The 24,288-nt window shown below is 67.3% G+C and carries 21 protein-coding genes and 1 pseudogene; 13 read left to right on the forward strand and 9 right to left on the reverse strand.

Annotated features, from left to right (window positions below):
- Nucleotides 1-53 precede the first annotated feature (53 nt).
- Both OHB26_RS20290 and OHB26_RS20295 read left to right on the forward strand, forming a co-directional pair.
- Nucleotides 54-1,508, forward strand: coding sequence for a tetratricopeptide repeat protein (locus OHB26_RS20290; protein WP_442943029.1), 1,455 nt, complete (start codon nt 54-56; stop codon nt 1,506-1,508).
- Nucleotides 1,509-1,548: 40 nt separating this feature from the next.
- Entirely contained in the window at nt 1,549-2,820 is a 1,272-nt protein-coding gene (locus OHB26_RS20295) for a CHAT domain-containing protein (RefSeq protein ID WP_330178858.1), read from the forward strand.
- 196 nt (nt 2,821-3,016) lie between these two features.
- Here the strand turns inward: OHB26_RS20295 and OHB26_RS20300 are convergent, their stop codons facing one another.
- A complete protein-coding gene (locus tag OHB26_RS20300) occupies nt 3,017-3,634 on the reverse strand; it encodes a TetR/AcrR family transcriptional regulator (RefSeq protein WP_330178859.1) in 618 nt (205 codons plus the stop codon).
- 72 nt (nt 3,635-3,706) lie between these two features.
- Here OHB26_RS20300 and OHB26_RS20305 point away from each other — a divergent pair.
- Nucleotides 3,707-5,231: pseudogene (locus OHB26_RS20305) on the forward strand (MFS transporter).
- On the opposite strand, the gene OHB26_RS20310 reads toward OHB26_RS20305, so the two are convergent.
- Complete coding sequence (locus OHB26_RS20310) at nt 5,232-5,885, reverse strand: zinc ribbon domain-containing protein (RefSeq protein ID WP_330178860.1); 654 nt, start codon at nt 5,883-5,885, stop codon at nt 5,232-5,234. It abuts the pseudogene before it with no gap.
- 245 nt (nt 5,886-6,130) lie between these two features.
- On the opposite strand from OHB26_RS20310, the gene OHB26_RS20315 reads away from it, so the two are divergent.
- Complete coding sequence (locus OHB26_RS20315; RefSeq protein WP_330185715.1) at nt 6,131-7,441, forward strand: serine hydrolase domain-containing protein; 1,311 nt, start codon at nt 6,131-6,133, stop codon at nt 7,439-7,441.
- Between the two features lie 71 nt (nt 7,442-7,512).
- Entirely contained in the window at nt 7,513-9,642 is a 2,130-nt protein-coding gene (locus OHB26_RS20320; protein ID WP_442942683.1) for a heavy metal translocating P-type ATPase, read from the forward strand.
- Nucleotides 9,643-9,795: 153 nt separating this feature from the next.
- Here OHB26_RS20320 and OHB26_RS20325 read toward each other — a convergent pair whose 3' ends face one another.
- From OHB26_RS20325 to OHB26_RS20335, 3 genes are all read right to left on the reverse strand, one after another.
- Nucleotides 9,796-10,380, reverse strand: coding sequence for a QsdR family transcriptional regulator (locus tag OHB26_RS20325; RefSeq protein ID WP_330178861.1), 585 nt, complete (start codon nt 10,378-10,380; stop codon nt 9,796-9,798).
- A complete protein-coding gene (locus OHB26_RS20330) occupies nt 10,377-11,330 on the reverse strand; it encodes a patatin-like phospholipase family protein (RefSeq protein WP_330178862.1) in 954 nt (317 codons plus the stop codon). Before OHB26_RS20330 ends, OHB26_RS20325 begins: the two co-directional genes overlap by 4 nt.
- A 61-nt stretch (nt 11,331-11,391) precedes the next feature.
- Complete coding sequence (locus tag OHB26_RS20335; RefSeq protein ID WP_330178863.1) at nt 11,392-12,012, reverse strand: TetR/AcrR family transcriptional regulator; 621 nt, start codon at nt 12,010-12,012, stop codon at nt 11,392-11,394.
- Nucleotides 12,013-12,465: 453 nt separating this feature from the next.
- On the opposite strand from OHB26_RS20335, the gene OHB26_RS20340 reads away from it, so the two are divergent.
- Nucleotides 12,466-14,307 (forward strand): alkyl/aryl-sulfatase, encoded by a 1,842-nt coding sequence (locus OHB26_RS20340; protein WP_330185717.1) that lies wholly within the window; start codon nt 12,466-12,468, stop codon nt 14,305-14,307.
- Nucleotides 14,308-14,548: 241 nt separating this feature from the next.
- Here the strand turns inward: OHB26_RS20340 and OHB26_RS20345 are convergent, their stop codons facing one another.
- A complete protein-coding gene (locus OHB26_RS20345; RefSeq protein ID WP_330178864.1) occupies nt 14,549-14,932 on the reverse strand; it encodes a hypothetical protein in 384 nt (127 codons plus the stop codon).
- Between the two features lie 185 nt (nt 14,933-15,117).
- Here OHB26_RS20345 and OHB26_RS20350 point away from each other — a divergent pair, with 185 nt between their 5' ends.
- Nucleotides 15,118-16,116, forward strand: coding sequence for a DUF5996 family protein (locus OHB26_RS20350; RefSeq protein ID WP_330178865.1), 999 nt, complete (start codon nt 15,118-15,120; stop codon nt 16,114-16,116).
- Between the two features lie 110 nt (nt 16,117-16,226).
- Nucleotides 16,227-17,606: a bifunctional lysylphosphatidylglycerol flippase/synthetase MprF gene (locus OHB26_RS20355; protein ID WP_330178866.1), complete on the forward strand. Its 1,380-nt coding sequence runs from the start codon at nt 16,227-16,229 to the stop codon at nt 17,604-17,606.
- Nucleotides 17,607-17,613: 7 nt separating this feature from the next.
- Here OHB26_RS20355 and OHB26_RS20360 read toward each other — a convergent pair whose 3' ends face one another.
- From OHB26_RS20360 to OHB26_RS20370, 3 genes are all read right to left on the reverse strand, one after another.
- A complete protein-coding gene (locus tag OHB26_RS20360) occupies nt 17,614-18,366 on the reverse strand; it encodes an alpha/beta fold hydrolase (RefSeq protein ID WP_330178867.1) in 753 nt (250 codons plus the stop codon).
- 70 nt (nt 18,367-18,436) lie between these two features.
- Nucleotides 18,437-19,186: an SDR family oxidoreductase gene (locus OHB26_RS20365; RefSeq protein WP_330178868.1), complete on the reverse strand. Its 750-nt coding sequence runs from the start codon at nt 19,184-19,186 to the stop codon at nt 18,437-18,439.
- Nucleotides 19,187-19,242: 56 nt separating this feature from the next.
- Nucleotides 19,243-19,620, reverse strand: a complete 378-nt coding sequence (locus OHB26_RS20370) for a hypothetical protein (RefSeq protein WP_330178869.1) — start codon at nt 19,618-19,620, stop codon at nt 19,243-19,245.
- Nucleotides 19,621-19,857: 237 nt separating this feature from the next.
- On the opposite strand from OHB26_RS20370, the gene OHB26_RS20375 reads away from it, so the two are divergent.
- The 5 genes from OHB26_RS20375 (at nt 19,858) to OHB26_RS39725 (ending at nt 24,259) form a co-directional block, all read left to right on the forward strand.
- Nucleotides 19,858-20,436, forward strand: coding sequence for a sigma-70 family RNA polymerase sigma factor (locus tag OHB26_RS20375; protein WP_330178870.1), 579 nt, complete (start codon nt 19,858-19,860; stop codon nt 20,434-20,436).
- A 15-nt stretch (nt 20,437-20,451) separates the two neighbouring features.
- Nucleotides 20,452-21,108 (forward strand): hypothetical protein, encoded by a 657-nt coding sequence (locus OHB26_RS20380; protein WP_330178871.1) that lies wholly within the window; start codon nt 20,452-20,454, stop codon nt 21,106-21,108.
- Nucleotides 21,092-21,721, forward strand: coding sequence for a DUF6529 family protein (locus OHB26_RS20385; RefSeq protein ID WP_330178872.1), 630 nt, complete (start codon nt 21,092-21,094; stop codon nt 21,719-21,721). Before OHB26_RS20380 ends, OHB26_RS20385 begins: the two co-directional genes overlap by 17 nt.
- Before the next feature lie 94 nt (nt 21,722-21,815).
- Entirely contained in the window at nt 21,816-22,265 is a 450-nt protein-coding gene (locus tag OHB26_RS20390) for a QcrA and Rieske domain-containing protein (RefSeq protein ID WP_330178873.1), read from the forward strand.
- 188 nt (nt 22,266-22,453) lie between these two features.
- Complete coding sequence (locus OHB26_RS39725) at nt 22,454-24,259, forward strand: N-acetylmuramoyl-L-alanine amidase (RefSeq protein ID WP_442942684.1); 1,806 nt, start codon at nt 22,454-22,456, stop codon at nt 24,257-24,259.
- Nucleotides 24,260-24,288: the final 29 nt, after the last annotated feature.

Genomic DNA, 24,288 nt, shown 5'->3' on the forward strand with positions numbered 1-24,288 from the left:
CCGGAGGCGGGACGCCGGGGGAATCGGCGGTGTTGCGGGCCGGGGCCGAGGCCATGGCGCGGGGAGAACTGAGTGAGGCGCTGCGGATCTTCGAGGCGGCGACGCTCAGCGAGACCGGCGATATTCGAGTGTGCGCCATGGTGAATGCCGCCTGCGTGACCGATCAGTTGGGTGACCACGCGCGGGCGGCCGAGCGGTTCCGGGCGGCGCTGGCGCAGATGGGGCCGGAGGCGCCGCGCATGCGGCCGACCGCGCTGATCAATCTGTCACAGGCGTTGCAGCTGCTGGGGGATCTGGATGGGGCGCAGGAGGCGCTGGAGCAGGCGCGCGAGTTGCTGTCCGGGGAGGCCGCGCCGCTGGAACTGCGGTATGCCTGCCTGGTTTCGCTGACCGCCGTGGCGCTGCACCGGCAGCAGTGGGCGCGCAGTATCGAGATTGCCAGTGAATCACTGGATGCCGCAACGAATTTCGCGCCGGATCAGGTCGGCCACTCGCTCATGAATCTGGCTGCCGCGCACTTCGAGACCGGCCGCTGGGAACTGGCGGAGGACTTCGCGGGGCAGGCCCTGGCCGCGTTCGCCGCGGCGGGAGATGGGGACGGTGTTGCCGAAACGCGGCAGAACTTGGCCGTAATGCTCACCCGCTCGGGGCGGTTCGACGAGGCGGAGCCGCTGCTCACCACCTCCCAGGACTATTTCGAGACCTCCGGACACTCGCACCGCGCCGGAATCGGCTGGAAGGTCATGGGTTTGATCGCCGAACACCGCGATCAACCCGATACCGCGGAGGTGAATTACCGCCGCGCCCTACAGCGATTCGAGGAGTCGGGTGCCGTCGTGGACGCCGCCGATGTGCGCACGCGCCTGGCCACGGTGGCGTTCAATGCCGGTCGATACGATCAGGGCGAAGCCGAATTGGCCACCGCCAGAACCATTTACGCCGAGCGCGGGCTGGGACTGCTCTGCGCCCAGGTCGACTACTGGCATGCCGGTCTGGTGGAGCCGCTGCTGGAGGCGAACCCGGGCCTGCTCGCGCAGGCGGTGGATCTGGCCGTCCCGGCGGCACTGGCCCTGGACGCCGTACGCTACGAACTCCCCGACGGCGCACAACGCGAAACCTGGAACCGCCGGATGGCGGACCCGGCCATGCGCCTGGCCTTTCGATACGCCTACCTCGCGGGTGCCGCCGGTCTGCTGGCTGATCTCATCGAAACCGCCTGTGCCGGAACCACGCTCGATATCGACCGGTTGGCAGGGCATCCCACCCGGCTGCCCCTGGACACCCTGGACCCACTCGAACCGTTGCCCTCGAACCCCGGCCCCTTGAACGACGCCCTGCAACTGGGCAACGCATTGGCCGCGGTAGCCGCCCGCGCGGGTCTGCCGGTCGCCCTGCCACCCCGGGTCGCCGTCGCTCCGGATGGCCATATCGCCCTGGCCGCCGGTATCGCCGCCGCCGAACAGCGCTACGGCCGCCCGCTCCGCGATACCCGCGTGGTGCGCTCATGATCGCGCTCGCGCAAGGTCCGGGGCATGACCGGGAGGCGTCATGGTGAGCGGCGCACAGCCCACCGCATACGTGCGAATGGCCGATGCGGGAGATCTGTATGTCTCGTGGCGGTGGGAGAACGACGGCGGGCCGCCGGGAATCAGTGCCATTCCGGAAGAGCGGGTCACGGCGGCGGTGCGTCGATTCGCGACCGCGCTGCCGGCCGCCGGTGCGGTCGGTGGGCTCGAATCAGCGCTCACCACCGGGGAATTGGCATCGCTCGAATCGGAAGAGAAGCTCGCGCAGTACCTGTCGGCGACCTTCCTGCCCTATCAGCTGGCCGTCCGGCTGTACGAGCTCCACACCCAAGGTGTGCGCCCGCGCATACGGATCCAGCCCTCGCCCCGGGTGGCACAGATCCCCTGGGAGTTGATCGCCCCGGATACCGGTGTGCGGCTGGTGGATATCGCCGAGGTGAGCCTGCTCGCGCCACCGGGAATCGTGCACGCTCCCGCGCGCATCGGCCGATCCTGGACGGACACAAGGGATTTGCCGGTGGTGGCGGTATTGGACCCGCGCGTCCCGGGATTCCGGGCCGACTCCGCACTCGGCTCGGTGCTCGGCCGCATGGAGGCGAACGCCCCGCTGGCCATGCTGGTCGCCGAGTACGCGGCGCGGGATCGCCTGGTGCCCGGGGTGAGCGACCCGCTCACGGCTTTTCGCCGCACCGATATCGATCGAGCCTGGCTGGGCGAGGTGCTGCGCGCGGGTGCGGCCAGGTTGCTCTACATCGGCCACGTGACGGCCGCCGCCCCCGAATCCGGCCAGAGTGAGTCGGCCACAATGCATTTGGCCTGCACCGCCGAGACCCTGGGCTTCGCTCCGGCCCAGCGAGACCACCGCCCACTCTCCGCCCGCGACCTGCTCCTGGGTACCTACACCCTCGCCGAGGACCCCCGCACCGGCCCGCAAATCTGGCCCATCCCCAGCCGGGTAGCCCTCATCGCCTGCGAGAGCGGCGGCGACCTCCGCTTCGGCGAGGCCCTCGGCCTGGTGGCCGCAATGCTCACCGGTGGAGCGGAACTGGTCACCGCGGGCCGCTGGGCCCTCCCCACCGACCTCGCTTTCCAGCGCCTCGGCGGGGCGCCGCCGACCAGCCGTCCCCTCCAAGAGGCGGTCTGCGCCATCGACGCCGCCCACGAACAACCCGATCCGGTTGCCGCACTGAATGATTGGCAGCGCGCCCGCCTGACGACCTGGCGAGAGACCGGCAGCATCGAACACTCCCCGCTGGTCTGGGCCGCCTTCGCCACGGTCGACGCACAGGTCTAGGCCCGCCCGCACCAACCGCTGCGCGAATTCCCGCCCCGTCATCCGGCGCACCGTTCCCGTCATCCCGGCATGTTCTCGGCCGGGATCCACCGGGTGGGATGCGATGACTATCCGTGGATCCCGGCCGAAAACGCGCCGGGATGACGGAAGGGGATTCGTCGGGATCGCGCGGGAATCCGCCTGGAACAGACCGAGTTCAGCCGCGAGGTCGACTGGTTCGGGCCAGGATGAAGTCGTCCACAAGTCGGGTGATGTCGGCACGGGTGAAGGTGCGCAGGCCGGTGAGCTTGGTGAAGACGATGGGGCCGATCAGTTGGGCCAGGGCGAAGGTCAGGTCGAAGTCGCCCAATTCCGCTCGTGCCTCGGGGGTGTCCAGGAGGCGGTCGAAGGGTTGTCGGTACTGCTCGATCACCCGGGCTTGAAGGCTGGTGAAGGTGTGCGAGGTCGTGTCTTTCGACTCCGGATTGCCCATCGCTATCCAGGCCAGGGTGGTCAGCTGTACCGGTGCTTCGTCGATGAGCGCGGATTGACGGACCAGCAACTCCACCAGCCGGTCCCGCAACGTGCCGGTCTCCGGTGGTGGTGACACCTGGGGTACGAGTCGCTCGAAGGTCGCCGCAAGCAGGTCGGCGGAGCTGTCGAAGTGGCGGTACAGCGTCGTCCGGGCGACCTTGGACAGTTTGGTCACCGCGTCGATGGTGACCGCCTGCACCCCACCCGATTTCAGCAGGGTGGTGGCGGCGTCCAGGAGTCGGGCGCGGGAGCGCAGTTTGCGGGGATCGGTATCGTCCTCGCCCGAATTCGCTGCTGGCACCACCGCTGTTCCCTTCTTGTGCTACCGGTAGTACCGTAGCGCTACCGTCAGTATCGTTTCTCGGGAGTTCCCATGGTATCCACCGATCAGGGCACAGCCGTCGGCACCAGATTGTCACGTGCCCAGCGCTGGATGCTCACCGTCTCCTGTCTGTGTGTCGCACTCGTGGTCGCCGCCATGGCCGCGCTGTACTCGGCGCTGCCCGGTATCGCCGCGGATACCGGCGTCACCCAGCAGCAGCTGACCTGGGTGGTCGACGGCTACACCCTCGCCCTGGCTACCCGCCGGTGCGCTCGGGGACCGGCTCGGCCGCCGCGTGGTGATGATCATCGGAATGGCCGTATTCACAGTGGCTTCGGCGCTACCGCTGCTCTTCGAGGGCCCACTGTGGCTGATCGGTGCGCGCGCGGCGGCCGGAGCGGGTGCGGCCTTCGTCATGCCCTCGACCCTGTCGCTGCTCACCGCGGGATTTCCGGAGGAGCAGCGTGGCCGGGCGGTCGGCATCTGGGCCGGGGTGGCGGGATCCGGTGGGGCACTGGGGATCATCGGCTCCGGCATACTGCTGCAGTGGCTGTCGTGGCAGTCGGTCTTCGTGGCCATGACCGTCGTGGGCGCGGTCCTGCTCATCGCCGGATTCACCGTCTCGGAGTCGATCGATGCCGATCGCCCACCCCTGGACCCGTGGGGTTCGCTCAGCGTGATCATCGCCGTCGCCGCGATTGTCGTTGCCGCCATGGAGGTTCCGAGCCGCGGCTGGCTGGATCCCCTCGTCCTCGGTCTGCTCGCGGGCGGCCTGCTCGCCACCGTCGTCTTCGCCCTGGTCGAATTGCGCGTCCCGCACCCGCTTCTCGACGTCCGGCTCTTCGCCGATCGTGGATTCGCCAGCGGCACACTCTCACTCACCGTGCAGTTCCTGGTGTCTTTCGGCCTGTTCATGCTGATCGTGCAGTACTTGCAACTCATCCTCGGCTATTCGCCGCTGGGTTCCTCCCTGGCGCTGGGCCCGATGGTCGTTCCGCTGGTTCTGATTTCGCTCATCGCGCCCCGTCTGGCCGAACGATTCGGGCTGCGCTGGGTGAGTCTGGTGGGTCTGACCATGGTCGGAATCGGCCTGCTCGTCACCGCCCGGCTGGATCTCGACAGCGGTTACTGGGGTGTGCTCTGGTCACTGCTCATCATGAGCACCGGCATGGGTCTGTGCACCGCGCCCGCGACCGCCGCCATTGTCGCGGGCACACCGGTGGCGAAACACGGTGTGGCGGCGGCGGTGAACGATGCCGCCCGCGAGATCGGCGCGGCCCTCGGCATTGCGGTAGCGGGCAGTGTGCTCGCCGCCGGGTACGCCAATCGCATCGCCCCCGCCCTGCCGAAATTGCCTGAATCGGCGCGCGGTCCGGTCGGAGATTCCCTCGCCGCCGCCCTGCAAGTCGCCGAGCGCGCTGGCCCCGCCGGGAAACCCCTGGCAGACTTCGCCGAACGGGCCTTCCTGCATGGATTCCAGCAGGCGGGCATCGCGCTCGGCTGCGCGGCCCTGGTGTCGGCGGTCCTCATCGCGGCCTTCGCGCCGGGCCGGGACGCCCAGCCGCTTGCCAGGTGACTACTGCGGGCGGCCGCAGTTCGAGCAGAAGGCGGTACCCGCCTGAATCTGATGCCCACACCCGGTGCAGTTGGTGCGTAGATCCAGCGCGGTACCGCAGGACCCGCAGAATCGCCCGCCGGTGGTATTGGCCGCGCACGTCGGGCAGGTCACCCGCGCGGGCACCGACATGTCCTGATTCTGAGTCCAGTTCTGCTGGTTGGCCGCATCACGATACTGCGATCCGCGCGCCTCGGCCTGTGCCTGCGCCATCTGATGCGCGGCCATGGGGGAGCAGCGCGTGCACTGCCCGACATGATCGTTCCAGCAGATCCGGGCGCAGACCCAGGAGCCGCAGCCCGCGCAGAGCCGGAAGTCGTCCTTGACCAGATCCACGGCCTTGGCGAACGCCTTGTCCTTGGTCGCCGAAGCCGAACCGCCACTCCAGGTATTGGAGAAATCGTCGGCGGCATTGGAGACCTTGTGGATCGTCTTGGAGTAGTCGCCGAACAGATCGCGCAGCACCCGCAGCACCCCACGCCCGCGCGAGAGATAGTTCTGCTCGAACGGCGACCGGTACGCGGTGCTACAGCGGCCGCAATGGAACTCCCACTGGAAGCCATTGTCATTGGAATTGTCGGAGTAGGAGCTGGTGAAGACGACCGGTGCGGTCATGGCGCGAGTGATTCCTTTGCAGCTCAGCGAAGTACGAACGTACGCGACCGGAGCCCCCGGACCACGTGTCGTCAGGTTCTTATCGTATGACGCGCGAGCTCCGCAACAGCAGGGGCGAATGCGGACATCACACCCGCCCCGAGAAGCTGCGCCCCAGGAAGTCGGGGGTCACGAATCGATAACGGTCCGGTCGTCCGGCCGATGTGTCGGAGGGGACTTCGGGAGAGGTGGATGGCGTGTTTCGAATGGTGACAGCCGGTGTGGCGGCGGTGATTACGGCGAGTTCGCTGCTGGTCGGCGCACCGGGCGCGCAGGCGGCATCCACGCAGAAACAATGCGAGGTGAGCAGCGGCCGCACCCCGCAGTCCGCGAATCCGGAAGAGGTGGGCCTGGATTCGGCCGCCCTGCAACGCGCGGTCGACTTCGCCGCCGACCCCTCGCGATTCACCGTGCAGATCTTCAAGAACAACTGCCTGGTGGCGGGTGGGCCCAACAACCAGCGCGCGGGCGGTATGCCGTGGAATCTGTGGAGCAGCACCAAGAGTGTGGTGTCACTGGTGGCCGGTGCCGCCGTGGACGCCGGACTGCTGCGCATCGACTCACCGATCGACGCCTATCTGCCTGCCGGACTTGGTGATTCGGCGCATCGGGCCATCACCGTGCGCAGTCTGCTCACCGAGACCTCCGGAATGCAGGTGGCCGTCGCCTCCGAGGGCGTCACCGGATTGGTGCAACTCGACCCCAATGTGGTGGCACAGGCCCTGGCCATGCCCATCGTGCACCCGCAGGGGACGCAGTGGCAGTACAGCCAGCGCGCGGTCGACCTGCTCGTCTATGTGGTGCAGCAGGCGGTGGGGGAGGACTTCCAGGCTTTCGCGCAGCGGAAACTCTTCACGCCCTTGGGGATCGAGCGCACCGACTATCACTGGGCGCGTGATCGCAGTCGGAACACCTACGGGTACGCGCACCTGGTACTGCCGCCGGATGACTTCGCCAAACTCGGCCTGCTGATCGCCGATCACGGTGATTGGCATGGCACGCGGGTGATCTCGGCCGACTACCTGACCCAGGCCACCACCTCGACCGCCGCCAACGACTGCTACGGCTTCCTGTTCGTGGTGAACGGTCCGGACTGCGGCTCCATCTTTCCGGGTATGCCCGCCGATGCCGTGCAGATGTCGGGAATGATGCGGCAGGACAATACGATTGTGCCGAGTCTGGGCCTGCTGGTCAGCTGGACCGGGGTGACCGTGCCCGGCGGTTCGGTGAGCTTCCCGCATGATGTGTTGCGCGCCTTGACCTTCGCCTTCCGCGATCCGGTCCTGGCCGATCCGGGACCGTATGAAGATCACCCGGATATCAGTCTGGCCGATCCGATGATCTCCAATCCCGCGGCCACCCTCGCCGCTCTGGGCCTGGGGCCGATGGCGTACCCGGGTTGCGGGCTGCTGACCTGTCTGGACCGGCCCCTCGCGCCGCCGGTCTCGGATTGGCCGCCGGGCTGCTACATCGTCGGCTGTTTCGGGACCGATCCGGGGACTCCCGGCATTCGATAGGGACCGGATGGGATGACTCGCCGGTCACATCGGGCTGGTTAATATACCCCCTGTGGGTATAGGGTCGGGGTATGGAGCATCAGGGACATGCCGCGCACGGGGACATGGATCATGCCGAGCACGAGGCCATGACCGCCGGTCATGAAGGTATGGATCACACCGAACACGCGGGTATGGACCATGCCGCCATGGGTCATGGCGGGCACGCCGGGCACGCGGGCATGTCCATGGACGACATGGCCCGTGACATGCGCAATCGCTTCCTGGTGGCGCTGGTCTTCGCGCTGCTGGTGATGTTCTGGTCGCCGATGGCCACGGATATGTTCGGCCTGGATCTGCCGACCCCGTTCGGACTGCGTCAGGACATCTGGGCGCTCATCCTGAGCCTGCCGGTGATCTTCTACTCCTCGACCATCTTCTTCACCGGAGCGGTCGCCGCGCTGAAGGCGCGCACCCTGGACATGATGGTGCTGGTCGCCGTCGGCATCGGCGCGGGCTGGCTGTACTCACTGGCCATCACCCTCACCGGTGGCGGCGAGGTGTTCTACGAGGCGTCGACCATGCTCGCCGCCTTCGTCCTACTGGGGCACTGGTTCGAGATGCGGGCGCGCGGCGGGGCCAATGACGCCATTCGCGCGCTACTGGACCTCGCACCGCCGCGAGCCGTGGTCATCCGCGATGGACAAGAAGTCGAAATCCCCACTGCCGAAGTGATTGTCGGCGATGTGCTGCTGGTGCGACCCGGCGCGAAGATCGCCGTCGACGGCGAGGTCGACGAGGGGGAGAGCGAGGTCGACGAATCCATGGTCACCGGCGAAAGTCTGCCGGTGCACAAGGAACCGGGCGCGACCGTCATCGGCGCGACCTTGAACAAGAACGGTGTGCTGCGCGTGCGGGCCACCAAGGTCGGCGCGGATACCGCCCTCGCGCAGATCGTGAATCTCGTTCAGGAGGCCCAGAATTCGAAGGCCCCCGGCCAGCGGCTGGCCGACCGCGCGGCCTTCTGGCTGGTGCTGGTCGCATTGATCGGCGGCGCACTGACTTTGGTGGTGTGGCTGCTCGCGGGAGCGACCTTCGCCAAGGCCATGCTCTTCGCCATTACCGTCGTGGTCATCACCTGCCCCGATGCGCTCGGCCTGGCCACCCCGACCGCCATCATGGTCGGTACCGGCCTCGGCGCGAAACGCGGTGTGCTGTTCAAGAACGCCATGGCACTGGAGAGCGCGGCACGCATCCAGACCGTTGTCATGGACAAGACCGGCACCCTGACCAAGGGCGAGCCGGAGGTCACCGAGATCGTGACCGACGGCGTGATCACCGCCGAAGAACTCATCCCGCTGCTGGCCGCCGTCGAACGCGAATCCGAGCATCCCCTCGCGGAGGCGGTCGTGCACTACGCGCAGGGCCGCGGCGCGAATGGTGAACGGGCACAGGACTTCGAGAACGTGCCGGGCCACGGAGCCATTGCCACGGTGAACGGCCGCCGCGTGGTGGTCGGCAACCGCCGCCTCCTGGAACGCGAAGGCATCGACCTGGGTGAGCTGGCCGCCGCCCGCGATCGAGTGGCCGGTGCCGGCCAGACCGCGGTGCTGGCCGCGGTCGACGGTAAAGCGGCGGCGGTGATCGGCATCGCGGACGCGCCTCGCGAAACCTCCGCTCGCGCAGTGCGAGACCTGCACGATATGGGTATCGAGGTCGTCATGCTCACCGGTGACAACCACGCAACCGCGCAGCGCATCGCCACCGAACTGGGTATCGACACCGTCATCGCCGAGGTCCTACCCGGTGACAAGGCTGAGCAGATCGCCGAATTGCAGTCCGCCGGAAAGAAAGTCGCCATGGTCGGCGACGGTGTCAATGACGCCCCAGCCCTGGCCCGCGCCGATCTCGGCATCGCCATCGGCGCGGGCACCGATGTGGCCATCGAAACCGCGGACCTGGTCCTGATGCGTTCGGACCCCCTCGATGTCCCGACCGCTCTGCGCATCGGTCGCGGCACCCTCCGCAAGATGCACCAAAACCTCGCCTGGGCAGTCGGTTACAACACCATCGCCCTTCCGATCGCCGCGGGTGCCTTCGAACCCGCCTTCGGCTTCGCCCTTCGCCCGGAGATCGCGGCGCTCGCCATGTCCGGCTCCAGTGTGATCGTCGCGGTGAACGCCCTGTCGCTCAAGCGATTGCGGCTGCCCGCGCAGAAGTAGCGGAGGCCGACAGCCAAGTCGCAGTCGCTCGTGACCGTGAGTGCGGGAATTTGCCAAGTCCCGTCGAGCGAGTGTGCCGCTTCAACGCCAGTTCAACGGCTTCTCTCGAAGAGGTGGCAATCTGTGCTTGTCGCGCCCGCGGCGGTGCGGGTCTCACAGGCGCAGTAGCGCGGTCTGCACCTGGCGCAGGCGCTCCACATCGCCGCGGAATCCGGCCACGGCATCGTTGTAGAGGAATGCCTCCCAGAGCCGAACCAGCGCGTACGCCAACGTATTCGGGTCGATCGGGGGTTCGTAGCCCTGGGTCTGCGCTCTCTCGATGAGGTGCTCGACGATCTCCACCGCCGCCGGATGCACGAGCCCGTCACTGCGAGTGATCAGGCGTAGCGCGGCGGTGGATTCATTGTCGAAATAGGTGCGCAGCGAAGCGTTCTCGACCAGACCGTGCACGGTCCGATCCAGAATCTCGCTCAGTCGCCTACCGCCTCGGGCCCGACTGCGCCTGTCGGCGTGGTCGATCATGCGCTCCAACTGCCGAGCGATGGCCGCGCCCAGCAATCCGTCCCGGGAGCCGAACCAGCGATAGATGCTCGCCCGGCCCACACCTAGTTGGGCGGCAATGGCATTCACATCCAGTCGTTTGCCCGCCAGGAACATATCGATGGCGGCCCGGAGCACATCGTCTCGACTGGCCGATGCCGGTCTGCCCGGCGCCCTGGTCCCCTCCGCGCGTGTCACGCGGAGAGCATAGGAGTCAGGTAGGTCGCGAGCGTGCGGGCGGTGACGGCGCGGCCGAGGGTGAGCGCCTCGCGCAGCAGCGCCGGATCCCGATTCGTCCGCCCGATAGCGGGTGCGCTTCCGGGCGGGCGGATCTGCAGCACCGCCGGATCGGTCGCGAAATCCTCCTCGTCACGGTGGTGCTGTCGCACCCGCGTGAGCCACGGATCGACGGTGCCGGGTGCGTGTCGAGCCAGATACCGGGCCACCACGCGACTCTCCACGGTCGATGGCGGGCGCATGATTTCGTCCTCGCGGCGGGTGCGCAGCACCAGGACGCGGGTCGCGCCCTGCGTCAAAGCGGTTCGGATCGGGACGGATTCGGAGAGCCCGGCATCGACGAAGCGGCGTGCGCCGATGCGCACCGGCCGCCCGGCCAGGATCGGCAGGCAGGTGGAGGCGCGCAGTGCGGCCTGAACCGAGGCGCTGTCGGACAACTCGTCGTGCAGATCGACCGCCGCACCCGTATCGGCATCGGTGGCGATGGGATGGAAGGTGACCGGATTGGCAAGGATCGCGGGGAAATCCATCGGGACGATGCGCTCGTACACGGTGTGCACCAGGTACTCGGTGTCCACCACGCGCCCGCCGCGCAGCGCCCGCACCGGTGAGATGACCCGATTGATCACCTCGGGATGCCAGGCGCGTTCGGAGTGCACGGCGCGCCCGCAGAGCAGCCACGCGCCGTTCAAAGCGCCCGCCGAGGCGCCGTAGACGGCATCGAAGCAGTGCAGGACGCCGAGCTCCTCGATGGCCATGGCCATACCGTGCGAGTACGCGCCGCGCGAGGAGCCGCCCTCGATGACCAGCGCGAGCCGGTGTCCGTCGGTGCGTGCGCCGGGCGTGCTGTCGGCGCGGTGCCGGTGCGCGATGAGCTCACCGACGCCGAGGGTGTGGTCCAGCTCGGGCATGGGTCCCCTTTCGTGGCCACCGAGTCTACGGGACCATTTGAGACATTGATCCCCCCGTGTATCAGCTGTCGCCGGACAGCAGTGTGCGCAGTGCCCGGGTAATGGCGTGGGAGGCCGCCCGTTGGGACAGTCCGCGCCGATCCACCAGTTGGTGCCGGTAGGGCCATCCGACGGTGGCCTCGATCAGATCCAGCAGTTCGCGGTCCCCGGTGCCGTCGCGGTTCAGCTCGGTGGCGAAGACGCGCGCCAATCCGGCGCGAATCCTGCTGTCTGTCAGCCGCATTCGCGCATCGATGGCGGGAATCGACTGGGACTCCAGTAATCCGAGCAGTCGTGGATTGCGCTGGTGCGCGAAGACCGTCTCGCTCTGCTTCACCACCGCGGCGATGCGTTGCTCGAGCGGCAGGTTCGGATCTGGTTCCGCGACAAGTGATTCGACCAGTTCGGATTGTGCCTCCACTGCGGCTATCTCCAGATCCTCGCGCCCCGGGAAGTGTACGAAGATGCTGCGTTCGGAGGTGCCCGCGCGGTCGGCGATGTCCCTCGTGGTGGGAATGAAGCTGCCGTCCTTGATAGCTGCGAGCAGCGCGTCGACGATCGCCTTGCGGGTCTGCTCGGGATTGCGCCGACGGCGGCGCTCCCCGCTCGGGCGCTCTGCGGGTACCGCGGTGCCGTCACTCATGGCTGCATCCGATCACAGCGCCTCCCGGCCGTTGATGTGGGGTGCCTGAGATTTTCTCGGGCACTATTGCAGTGTAGCTGCAATAGTGGCTACTCTGATTTCAGGCGGCAACGCTGAAGCTATCGGAGATAGCTTTCTCAGCGCCGTGAACGAATCGTTACTCGGAAATTGGCGAACCTGTAGCTAACGGCTGTTTGGCTGGCTTGCGGTGCGCTCGATCGACAGGAGCAGGAGAGCGTCGTGGTCGAAGGCAATCGGACAGATGGTGTGGAGAACAGGGGTCCCAGGGTTTCCCGGCGCGGCATGCTCGGTGTCGGTGCGGCGGCACTCGCGGCCGTCGGTGTAGGCGGTGCGCTGAGCGCCTGCGGTACCGCCGATGACGTGGACGTTCCCACCGGTCAGACCGATGCCGGCGATGCCATCGCCGAGGCGAACAAAAAGGTCACCGAGACCATGCCGTTCTCGGACACCACCGACTTCGCCGATGCCGATCGCGGTTTCATCGAGGCGCTGAAGCCGGGTGTCATCAAGGACGAAAAGGGAAAGGTGGTCTGGGACACCGATTCCTACGGCTTCCTGCAGGGCACCTGCCCGTCCTCGGCCAACCCGAGCCTGTGGCGGCAGTCGCAGCTCACGGTCAAGCAGGGGCTGTACGAGATCGCGCCCGGCTTCTATCAGATCCGCGGTCTCGACCTGTCGAATATGACCCTCATCGAGGGCGATACCGGCGTCATCGTCATCGATCCGCTCATCTCCAATGAGACCGCCGCCGCGGGGCTGGCGCTGTACCGCGCGCATCGCGGCAACAAGCCGGTCACGGGCCTGATCTACTCGCACGCGCACGTCGACCACTTCGGCGGCTCGCTGGGTGTCACCACTCGCGAAGACGTCGCCGCGGGCAAGTGTCCCGTCGTCGCACCCTCCGGTTTCCTCGAGCACGCGGTCGCCGAGAACATCTACGCGGGCACCGCCATGGCGCGGCGCGCCTCCTACATGTACGGCGCGGCCCTGCCTCGAGGTGAGAAGGGGCAGATCGGCGCGGGCTTGGGCCAGACGAATTCGCTCGGCACCGTCAGCCTCATCGACCCGACCGTCAATGTGATGACGACGGGGGAGGAGCATGTGATCGACGGCGTTCGCATGGTCTTCCAGATGACCCCGGGCACCGAGGCCCCATCGGAGATGAACTTCTACTTCCCCGACCGCCGCATCCTGTGCATGGCCGAGAACGCCACGCACACCCTGCACAATATTCTGACCCTGCGCGGTGCGCTGGTGCGCGACCCGCACGTGTGGTCCAAGTACCTCACCGAATCCATCAATATCTATGCGCGCCAGTCGGATATCGTCTTCTCCTCGCATCACTGGCCGATCTGGGGCACCGATAAGATCGTCGAATACCTTTCCACCCAACGGGATCTGTACGGCTACCTGAACGACCAGACGCTGCGCATGCTGAACCAGGGCTTCGTCGGCAGTGAGATCGCCGAGCGGATGCAGGTGCCACCTGCCATCGAAAAGGCTTGGTACACACACGGTTACTACGGTTCGGTGAGCCACAATGTGAAGGCCATCTATCAGCGCTATATGGGCTGGTTCGACGGTAACCCGGCACACCTGTGGGAGCACCCGCCGGTCGAGAGCGCCAAGCGGCACGTCGACGCCATGGGCGGCGCGAACTCGGTGCTGAAGACGGCCAAGAAGGCGTACGACGACGCCGACTATCGCTGGGCCGTGCAGCTCACCAACTACGTGATCTTCGCCGACCCGGACAACAAGAAGGCGAAAGACCTGGAGGCCAGCGCCTTCGAGCAGCTCGGCTACGGCGCGGAGAACGCCACCTGGCGCAACTTCTACCTTTCGGGCGCGTACGAACTGCGTAACGGTTCCTTCGGCACCCCCGGCGCCGCGAACTCCAAGGGCCTGCTGGCCGCGCTCACCGTGGACCAGGCGTTCGACGCGATCTCGCTGTACATCAACGGCCCCAAGGCATGGGACACCCACGTGGTCACCGACTGGAAGTTCAGTGATCAGCAGGACAAGGTGCACCGGGCCGAACTGCGCAATGGCGTACTCGTGCACTACGACCGCTGGCCGAATGACGGCCTCGCCGCGCCCGACGCGACCATCACCCTCACCCGCGGCGGGTTCATCCAGAACATGATCGGCGGCGGCGGTATGAAGGACGCCATCGCCAAGGGCGACATCAAAATCGACGGCAATGCCGGTGTCCTGCTCCAGATCAAGGGCGTCATCGACAAGCCCGACCCGAATTTCGCCATCGTCACCCCGTGAGCGTGCCCGTGGCCGCTCCCCCTGCGAAACGGGTTGGCGCTACCTCGACCTGCGGTTGCACGCCGTCACCGGCGGCGGCCGCACCGGCCAGCTGGTCGGCGAGCCGTTCGGTGTACGCCTCCTGTTCGCGGCCTGATTCAAATAGATTGCGACACAACGGAATGCGGAGTTGAATAGGTATCACGGGAACTGATCCGGGCACGGCGGGAATCAGCTTCATTCCAGATGAAGAAGTCTCCGCCTAGTTGGCGGAATGCCGACCCGCCATCGCGCCGGACGCCTGTCCCGTCCCTACCGGGCGAGTCCCCGGCGAGGCCACACCTCGCTGGGGACTTTGTCGTACCGCCGCACTGAACAGCAAATACTCCGAGGGCGGAACGCATACCTCCCGATATGGCTGGCGCGGCTCCACCCGCCGCTGCGGCCCCGGAATCACCACCCCGTGCCTGCCCGCGGCCCCCTTCGGCTCGGTTTCCGACTCCTGCGCGCGGACCCAGGTCCGCATGGCATGCGAGGCCAGGCTGGGCAGATACTCCACCGCCCGTTCCCATTCGAGACCCTCCACCTGCGTCGGGTCGCTGACCGCGGTGACGACGACGGCGTAGGCCGTATTGATGTCCGTCATGCGGATTCACCCCTGTTCATGGTTGCGGCGCTTCTCGCGCGTTGCGCGGGGAGTGTTCAGGATACTTTGAAAGATCTTGCACTACTGCGTGTTTCGCAGTACTCGCAGGTGGGTTGCGGGTGTGTAGGATAACCGGGCAGCGCCGATCTGAAACGCGACCGTCTCGAACGAAAGTGGGCAGGAGCATGGGCGATTCCTCGGTTACCGGCAGCCTCACCGCCGACTTCGGTGAGGTGCTCCCCGCGCTGCCGCTGGACGCCTGGCGACCCACCAAGGAAACCCTGCACCGCTATATCCAGATCGTCGGCAAGGTCGCGCTCGCCAAGGGCATCCGCCGCAACCACTGGTGGCATATGACCTACCGCCTCAATGCCCGGGGCTGGACCACCGTGGCCCTCGGCACCGCCACCGACGGCCCGGTCTTCACCTGTGCCTTCGACTTCTTCGACCATGTCCTGCGGATCAGCACCGACCGCGGCATTCAGGAGGAGATCCCGCTCGGCAGGCAATCGGTGGCCAGTTTCTACACCGAGACCATGCGCGCACTGCGCGATGTCGGCGTCGAGGTCACCCTGCCCTTCCCGACCCCGTACGACCTACCGGACAACGGCCGGCCGTTCGACGAGGACGAGGAACACCACCACTACGATCCGGCCGCCGCCCTGCGCGCATTCCGCGTCACCAGTCAGGTGGGGCGGGTGCTCGAGGAGTTCAGTGCCAGTTACTCCGGCAAGATCAGCCCGGTCCAACTCTTCTGGCACACCTTCGATCTCGCGGTACAGCGCTTCTCCGACCGCAAGATCGATATGGATACCAGCGTCAATGCCGTGACCCGCGAATCGTATTCGCGCGAGGAGATCAGCGCCGGCTTCTGGTTCGGCGACGACAATGTGCCCGAACCCACCTTCTACTCCTACACCGCCCCCGAACCCGAAGGGCTGACCGAACTTCCGCTGCTCCCGGCCGAAGCCCGCTGGGTGCCATCGGGTTCCGCGCACTCGGCCTACTACTCGTACGACGCCGCCCGCCGCAGCGGCGATCCGGTGGGCGCGGCGCTGGATTTCCTGCACTCCGCCTACGCCGCGGGCTCGCGTCTCGCTGGCTGGGACGCACCCGCTCTGGCCTGCCCCGGAGGCGTCACCGACCCGGTGCTGGGCGGCCCCTGGAAAGGCTGGCCGGAATAACCGAGTGCCTCCTGTCGTATGTCCCGCATAGTGTGTTTACAGGGACCGAGGGAGGATCACCATGGAAAGACGCTTGGTGAGCGGGCCGCATCTGCGACAGAAGGAGCAGCATGCGTGACGAGAACATGGCGGTACGGACCACCGGACTGACCGCGTACCGGGAGACCGTTTTCACCGCCGGACCGAGTACCCGGGTACCACTTATCGGAGCGCTCGTACTGGGCAGTCTGGTGCTCGTCTGGGCGGCCGAACGGTCCTCCCGCGAGGGCACCGACCACGGCTGGTTCATCGCGGTCTCGGTCGCCGGGCTCTTCGTCGCCCGCGGCCTGCACCTGCGCCGCCCCATCACGCTGCCCCACCTCACCGCGGCCACCATCGTGCTGGTGGTGGCGAACTTCAGTTACCGCGCCGAGCACACCACCGCGGGCTTCGTCTTCCTCGCCGCCAGCGGACTGGTGCTGATGGCGCCGCAGGGCAGTAAGCCACAGCCCGAACAGCTGGCCCGGGTGGCCGAGCTGGTGCGCCGTACACACCTGGATCCGGTCGCGCCGTTCGCACTGCACTCGTCCAAGAGCTACTTTTTCAATGCCGACTCCTCGGCCGCCATCGCCTATCGGGCCCGACTGGGCATCGCGGTGGTCGCGGGCGATCCCATCGGCGATAAGCAACGCTTCGGTGAACTGGTCTCGGAATTCTCCGAATTCACCAGTGCGCACGGCTGGCGGATCGCGGTACTGGGCGCGAGCCCGGAGCTCACCCAGCTCTGGCAGTTGCGGGCCTTCGAGCATCGTGGCCTGCACCCGATTCCCATCGGGCGTGACGTGGTGGTCGAGGTGAACGACTTCGACCTGGTCGGACGGCGCTTCCGCAATCTGCGGCAGGCGGTCAGCCGCACCCGCAACTTCGGCGTCACCACCGAGGTGCTGCCCGAGGTCGCGCTCACCGAACCACAGCGCGAGGATCTGCTCGGCATTGTCGACGACTGGGGCCACGGACGGCAGACTCGCGGATTCTCCATGATCCTGGACCACCTGCTCGACGGACGGCATCCGGGCATGCTGGTGGTGCTGGCCCGCGACGAGAGCGGACAGGTCGCCGGATTCCAGCGCTACGGCGTCTCCGGCAATGGTCGCGAGCTGAGTCTGGATGTACCGTGGCGGCGCCGCGACGCACCCAATGGACTGGACGAGCGCATGATCGTCGATCTGGTCGAGTACGCGCGAGCGCACGGCGTCACCCGAATCTCGCTGGCGTTCGCGGCATTTCCCGAGCTCTTCGGTGAGCACGAACGCAGTCGACTGGGGCAGCTGGCGTACGTGGCCGTGCGACTGGGTGATCCGCTCATCCGGTTGGAATCGCTGTACCGATTCCTGCGCAAGTTCAACTCGTTCTCCGATAGGCGATACGTCTTGATCCGCTGGCGCGAGGTACTCATCGCCGCCGTCGCGCTGCTGACCTTGGAGTTCGTACCGCACCGCCACGAGAACTGAGTTCGGCTCAGGCCAGGAAGTCCACCAGCGCGGCGGCGAACTTCGGGTGCGTGGTGGCCACCAGGTGATCACCCGGCACCACGGCCAGGCTCCCGTTCGGGAAGGCCGCCGCCAGCCGCTCGGGCTCGGCCGCGAACGGGTCGGCATCGCCCGCCAGCACCAGCGTCGGCACCTCGATATCGGCGACCGTCTTGATCGGCGCTTCGCTCAGCCCGGCCGCGACCGAGGCAATGGCCTCGCGATCGGCGCCGAGCACATCGGCGAGTATCCGAAACATCTTGGCCTGCTCCGCGGTTCCCGATCCGTCACCGCGCATCGCGGTGACGATGTCCTCGGCGTCGATCACCCGCCAGTCGATTCCCCCGCAATCCACCACCCCGGATCCGATCCCGCCCACCACGAGTCGGCGTACCCGCTCATCGGACTGCGCGACGAGGATCGAGATCACCCCGCCCATCGAATACCCCACCTGGACAACCTCATCCAGCCCCAGATGGTCGTACAGCGCTCGCACATCATCGGCCATGGCCCGCCAGGAATACCGCTCCGCGTCATGCGGCTTCTCCGACCGTCCATGCCCCCGAGCGTCCAGCGAAATCACCTGGTGCCCAGCCTGTTGCAGCGCCGCGACCACCCCCACACTCATCCAATTCGCATTGGTATCGGCGACAATCCCGTGCTGCAGCACCACGGGCACACCCTCGCCCTCCCACACCCGGTAGTTGAGCTCCAAGCCATCCCAGCTGCTGAACTTCGCCATTCGGCCGATGCTAGTGCCGACCACCGCCCGGCCGCGCGGGATTCATACCGGGCAGACCGGCCGGGCGATCTCAGGACATGCGCGCCATGATGCCGCGCGGCAGCAGCGGCATGACCGCGCCCAGCACCCGCCACGGCCACTCCGGCACCGAGGCGCGCACACCCTCGCGCTCGATGGCCGCGACCATGGACGCGACGCCCTTGTCCAGGGGCGCGAGAAGTTTGGTGTCCCCGGCGCGGCCGGACATATCGGTGGCGATATAGCCCGGCTGCACCGTGGTGACCTTGATCGGCGTACCCCGCAATTCGATGGCCAGGCCCTCGCCCAGCGCCGTGACCCCGGCCTTGCTGGCCGCGTACGCCGCCTTCTTACCGGGGAGCCCGCGCACCGCGCTCATCGACGAGATGAGCACCAGATGTCCGGTCTGCTGCTGCCGGAAGATGCCCATCGCGGCCTCGGCCTGCGCCAGCGCACTCACGAAATTGGTGGTGGCGGTGGCCAGATTGGCATCCGCGCGGCCGGTGCCGATGCGCGCGCCCTTGCCGATACCGGCATTGACGATGACCCGATCCAGGCCGCCCAGCTCCGCGCGCAGCTCCTCGAAGACCTCGGGTACGGTGGTGTGGTCGTCCACATCCAATCCGCGCACCGCCACCGTGATACCCGGGTGGGCGGCGAGCAGTTCGGAGCGCAATGCCTCCAGGTTCTCGATGCGCCGGGCGCAGAGCGCCAGATCGCGCCCCTTCCGGGCGAATTCGCGGGCCATACCCGCGCCCAATCCGGAGCTCGCACCGGTGATGAGAATCCTCTGCCGCGTCATAGTCGGACACCCTAGCCGCGCCGCACCCGCCGCGATCGACGGTGAACGCCGGATCCTCAGCCGCCGAAGGAACCCGTGGGGATGTCCGGGACCATGCGCCAGGCGCCGCAGTTGTCGGCGCGGAAGGCTACGTCGGTGGATTTGATGACGATGCGGACCGGGTGCACCTTGGTGAAGTCGCTCGCGATCACGTAGTAGTTGGGATCGTTGTAATCGGTGGGGGTTTGGACGTGCCAGAGGCGACGCCAGAAGCAACCCGTGGCTTCGTCGGTGGTGCCGTCGGAGACGTAGGTGCCCGGTTTGATATCGACGTTCACCAGGTAGAGGCCGTCGCCGGGGATTTCGCTCGCCGGATCGGCGGTGGCGATGCCCGCGGTGGTGGTCAGCAGTGCGGAAGTGAGGGCTCCCGCGATCAATAGCGCGCCTGCACGCACAGTTTTCCTCCCTTGAATGCTCACTGAGCCGCGCGGCCTCGCAACCGGCGCGGTATGGGGATCCCCGAATCTCCCGGAGCACGGTTTATCAGAGATCAAGTGTCCAATTTGGGCGTTCCGTGTAATTGATTGCGTACAAACCGGTTTCGATTCGAAACTCACAGCCGAAAACCGTTAACACCGAAATAGGCAGTAATCACCGATTCTCTTCTTGGTGCCGCCCGCGATATTCAAGACATGAGACGACTTCACCCCCTCCCGGACGGACGTCCTCCCGGTCCCTCCACCTGTGCCACCCACTGCGCCCGGCTCTGCACCGACTCCGGCCTCTCCGCCGTTCTCACCGCCGACAAGGCGCTGCTGCACTGGCGGGCCATGCGCCGGCTCGGCGATACCGGCCTCGCCGAACACGCCGTCCAGGAGACGCTGCTGCGCGCCTGGAAAGCCTGCGCCAGCTACGACCCGAGCCGGGGGAGTGTGCGCACCTGGCTGCTCACCATCGAACGCAATATCCTCACCGATATCGCCCGGGTGCGCGCCGCCCGCCCCGGTGACGCGCACTGGGACGAAATCGGCGAGGTCGCCGAGGGGCATTGCGCCGGACCGGATTTCACCGATGGACTCGCGGACGGCCTACTGGTCGCCGAACTCCTGGCACAGCTGCCCGGACCGCAGCGCGATGCCGTCGTCCAGGTCATCCTGCGTGATCGCGCCTATCAGGATGTCGCCGCCGACCTGGGCATTCCGGTCGGCACCGTGAAGACCCGCGTGCACTACGCCCTGCGCTCGCTGCGGCGACTGCCCGTCAGCGCCTGAGACCGGAGAACAGCTATGAAACGGGCGGGCCCCCTCCTCACCCTCGGTGCCGCCGCCGCACTCGGCGTCGGCCTGCTGATCACCGATATCGCCACCGACCCCACCGACGAACCCGCCGCGGCGAGCACCGCGATCAGCAGTTCCGTTGCGGCACAGCCGTCCAGCGCCGGCGGGTCGCCATCCGGTGCCGCGACTCCCGGCGCCACCGCGCCGAACCCCACGGGTTCGGCAACCTTTCCCGCCCAGGCCGATTACGTCGCGGTGATCCCCGCCCAACCCCGCAATATCACCCTCTCGGTCACCGTCACCGGAAGACAGGCCGTCGCCTACGCCTGCGACGGCGCCTCGGTCGAAACCTGGCTGCGCGGCGCGGCCGATGCCGGGCGAGTGGCCTTGTCCGGCAAGGACTCCGAACTACAGGCCACCCTGAAAGGCGATGCGCTCACCGGCACCCTGACCCTCGGCGAGCGCGCCCTGGATTTCACCGCACCACGGGTCCAGGCCCCGGCGGGAGTGTACGTGGCGCAATCGGCCAAGGGGCGCGACAGCTGGATCGTCCGCCCGGACGGCAGCGTCACCGGCGTGCGCCGCCAACCGAACGGAACCACCGTTCCCGCACCGGATCTCGCACCCGACGCACGAAAGGTGCACGGCGATGACACCGACTTCTGACCCCCGCAATGCCTCGGACCCGCAGGGCTCCGTGCCGACGGTCATCCGGGGTGCGGTCCAGCCCGCCTCCGGCTCGCCCCAGCGCACCGCGCTGACCATCGCGCTGATCGTGCTCGCGGGCGCCGCGGTCTCGGTGCTGCTCGGCGTCTACGGCTCCACCCACCCCGCGCGCGGCTACGCCGTGAGCCTGGCCGGATTCTCCAGCCCGGGTGCGGTCAAAGCGTGGCTGGCGACCGTCGTGGTGCTGCTCGCGGTCGGCCAGGACATCAGCGCGATGGCCATGTACGGCGTCCTGCCCAAGGTCAGGCCCGGCCGATGGGCCGCACAGTGGCATGTCTGGTCGGGTCGGCTCGCGGTGCTGGTGAGTATTCCGGTCGCCGTGCACTGCCTGTACGCCTTCGGTTTCGAGGCCACCGACCGGCGCGTGCTAGCGCATTCGCTGCTCGGCTGCGCCGTCTACGGCATCTTCGTCGCCAAGATGCTGCTCCTGACTCGAAAAGGGTTGCCCCGCTGGGTGATTCCGGTAATGGGCGGAGTCCTGTTCACCGGTTTCGTCGCACTCTGGTTCACCTCGGCGGTCTGGTATTTCCGGACTCGGGGGTTTGCCCCGTAATTTCCGGCCTCGGTGTGAGTGAACCCGCGATCCGTCCACAACGTCCACAGGGTGTGGCCCACAGCCGCGTCCACCTCGAGCTCTAGGAGTAACCATGACCGAACAGATTCCGGCCCCCGGTGCGTTCCGGATGGACCGGCGTACCGCACTCGCCGCCACCGGTGTGGCGGCCACCGCCCTGACCGCCGTCGCCTGCAGCGGCTACGGCAATACCGAGAAGGCCGCGGCCTCCACCAATGGCGTCCAGGACAAGAAACAGGACGGCGGCACCGAACTCGCCAAGACCTCGGAGGTGCCGGTCGGCGGCGGTGTCATCAAGGGCGACACCGTCATCACCCAGGCCACCGCGGGGACGTTCGCCGGATTCTCGTCCACCTGCACCCATTTGGGCTGCAAGGTGAACGAGGTCAGCGACGGAGTCATCAAATGCCCCTGTCACGGCAGCAAATTCAATCTCGACGGCAGTGTTGCCGGAGGCCCCGCACCCCGTCCGCTGGATGCCCGCGCGGTGCATGTCGACGGTGATTCTGTCGTGTCGGGCTAAATATTTGCCCGAATAGCCATTCAAGCGGCGAGATCAAGCGTCCAATTTCCCTGACCACCGGTAACAGTTGAATTACGAACCGCATCAGGCGTTGCCAGCAGGTAACTGATGTTGCCAAAGTAAACAGCTGGGTTTGGTGTTACTAGTGGGAAGGGAGGGGCGCCTCGATCCCGGGAGCGCCGCCGCTTATGAAGCCGAGCATGGTCAAGGCCGGTATCTTCACCGCCGTCACGGCCGCGGCATTCTCTACAGTGGCCGGGCTCATCCCGGCTACCGCCCTAGCTTCGCCCGAATTGCCCCAACTGCCACAAAGGCTCGCCGGGAAGACGATCTTCCTGGACCCCGGCCACCAGGGGCCCAATCACAGTCAGGACGTCGCCAAACAGGTCGATGACGGCCGCGGCGGCACCAAGGCATGCCAGACCACCGGCATGACGAGCGTGCACGGCGTTCCGGAACACACCATCAACTGGGATGTGTCGCAATTGGTGCGCACCTCCCTCGAGGGTCTCGGCGCGCGGGTCGTCATGAGCCGCCCCGATGACACCGGCTGGGGCGGTTGCGTCGACGAACGCGCCCGCGCCGCCAACCAATCCGGTGCCGACATCGCCGTCAGCATCCACGCCGACAGTGCGCCCGCGGATGCCCGCGGTTTCCACCTCATCGTGCCGCAGCTGCCGATCCCGGACGCCAAAGCCAATGAGGTGCAATCCGTCGCGGGCCTGGCCGCCAGTAAGGCCATGCGGGACGCCTACATTCAGGCCGGATTCCCGGCCGCCGCGTACAACGGGGCGGTCGAAGGACTCCAGCCGCGCGCCGATATCGCCGGACCCGCGCTGACGCAGGTCCCCGATGTCTTCCTCGAAATGGGCAATGGGGCCAATGCCGAGGACGCCGCGCTGCTGGAGACGCAGGAGGGCCAGCTGCGGCACGCGGTCACCATCACCACCGGTGTGGTGTCGTATCTGCTCGGTATGGCGGTGCCGCCGAGCAATGCCGCCGAGCAGGCGGGTGGACCCGCGATCGCACCGCCGGTACAGCCCGCGCAGTTCCAGACGCCGCCCGCCGGCACCGAACCGCAGACCGAACCGGGCGGGACAACCGCTCAGCCGCAAGCGGTTCCGCAGGGCGGACCGGGTCAGACCGCACCGCAGGGTGGCGCGCAGTCTCCGGGCGCGATGCCGGGCGGTGTCCCCGAACCGCAGGGCGCTGCTCCCGCGGTCGGCCCGCAGGCCGGTGCGCCCGCCGATCAGGTGGCTCCGCAGGGTGCCGCGCCCGCACCGCAGCAGGCGGTTCCGGGTGCCACGCAGCCGGGAGCGCCGGAATCGCAGACGCTGCCGCAGAACGGTGGCGCGGCGGTCGATCCCAAGGCGCAGGGTGGTGCCCAGACCGATCCGAAGACGCAGCCCGCTCCGGGGCGGTCCGACCAGCCGGGTGCGGACTTCAGGCCGGAGCTGCTGATCCCGCAACTGAGTGACCTGCTGCGGCCACAGGTGGCGCAGCCGGGGCAGGCCGAGCCGGGCACGGCGGCCGCGCCCGAGGCGTCACAACCGGCGGCGCCCGGACCGGTCCAGCCCGGAAAGACGCAACCCGCCTCGGACAGCCGGGTGCTGCCCGCGACGATTCCGGGTGCGAGCGACCTGCCCGGTGGGATTCATCCCATCGCGGCGCCGATCGCACCGAAGTCACCGCCGGTGGCCGCGCCGCAGCTCCCCGGTGCGGGAACGCAATCCAATCCGGGAATCCGGACCAGCCCCGGGACACTGCCGAATCCGGGTACGCAGTCACCCTCGACCACCGATAAGAGCTCCAAGACCGGTGAGGTCCTGGATATCGAGTCGATGAGCACGCTGGTGCAGTCGGCCGTCAAGATGATGGGTCCGCTGGCCAAGATGCTCATGGGTCAGAACGGGGTGGCCTCGGACCTGGTCAACCTGGCGTACAGCCTGGTGTCGGTGCTGAGCTCGACCATCTTGACCGCACCGGCGAAGTAGCAGTTCACGAGAGCGTCCCCGCCCCGAAT

Source organism: Nocardia sp. NBC_01503 (assembly GCF_036327755.1).
Classification (GTDB): domain Bacteria; phylum Actinomycetota; class Actinomycetes; order Mycobacteriales; family Mycobacteriaceae; genus Nocardia.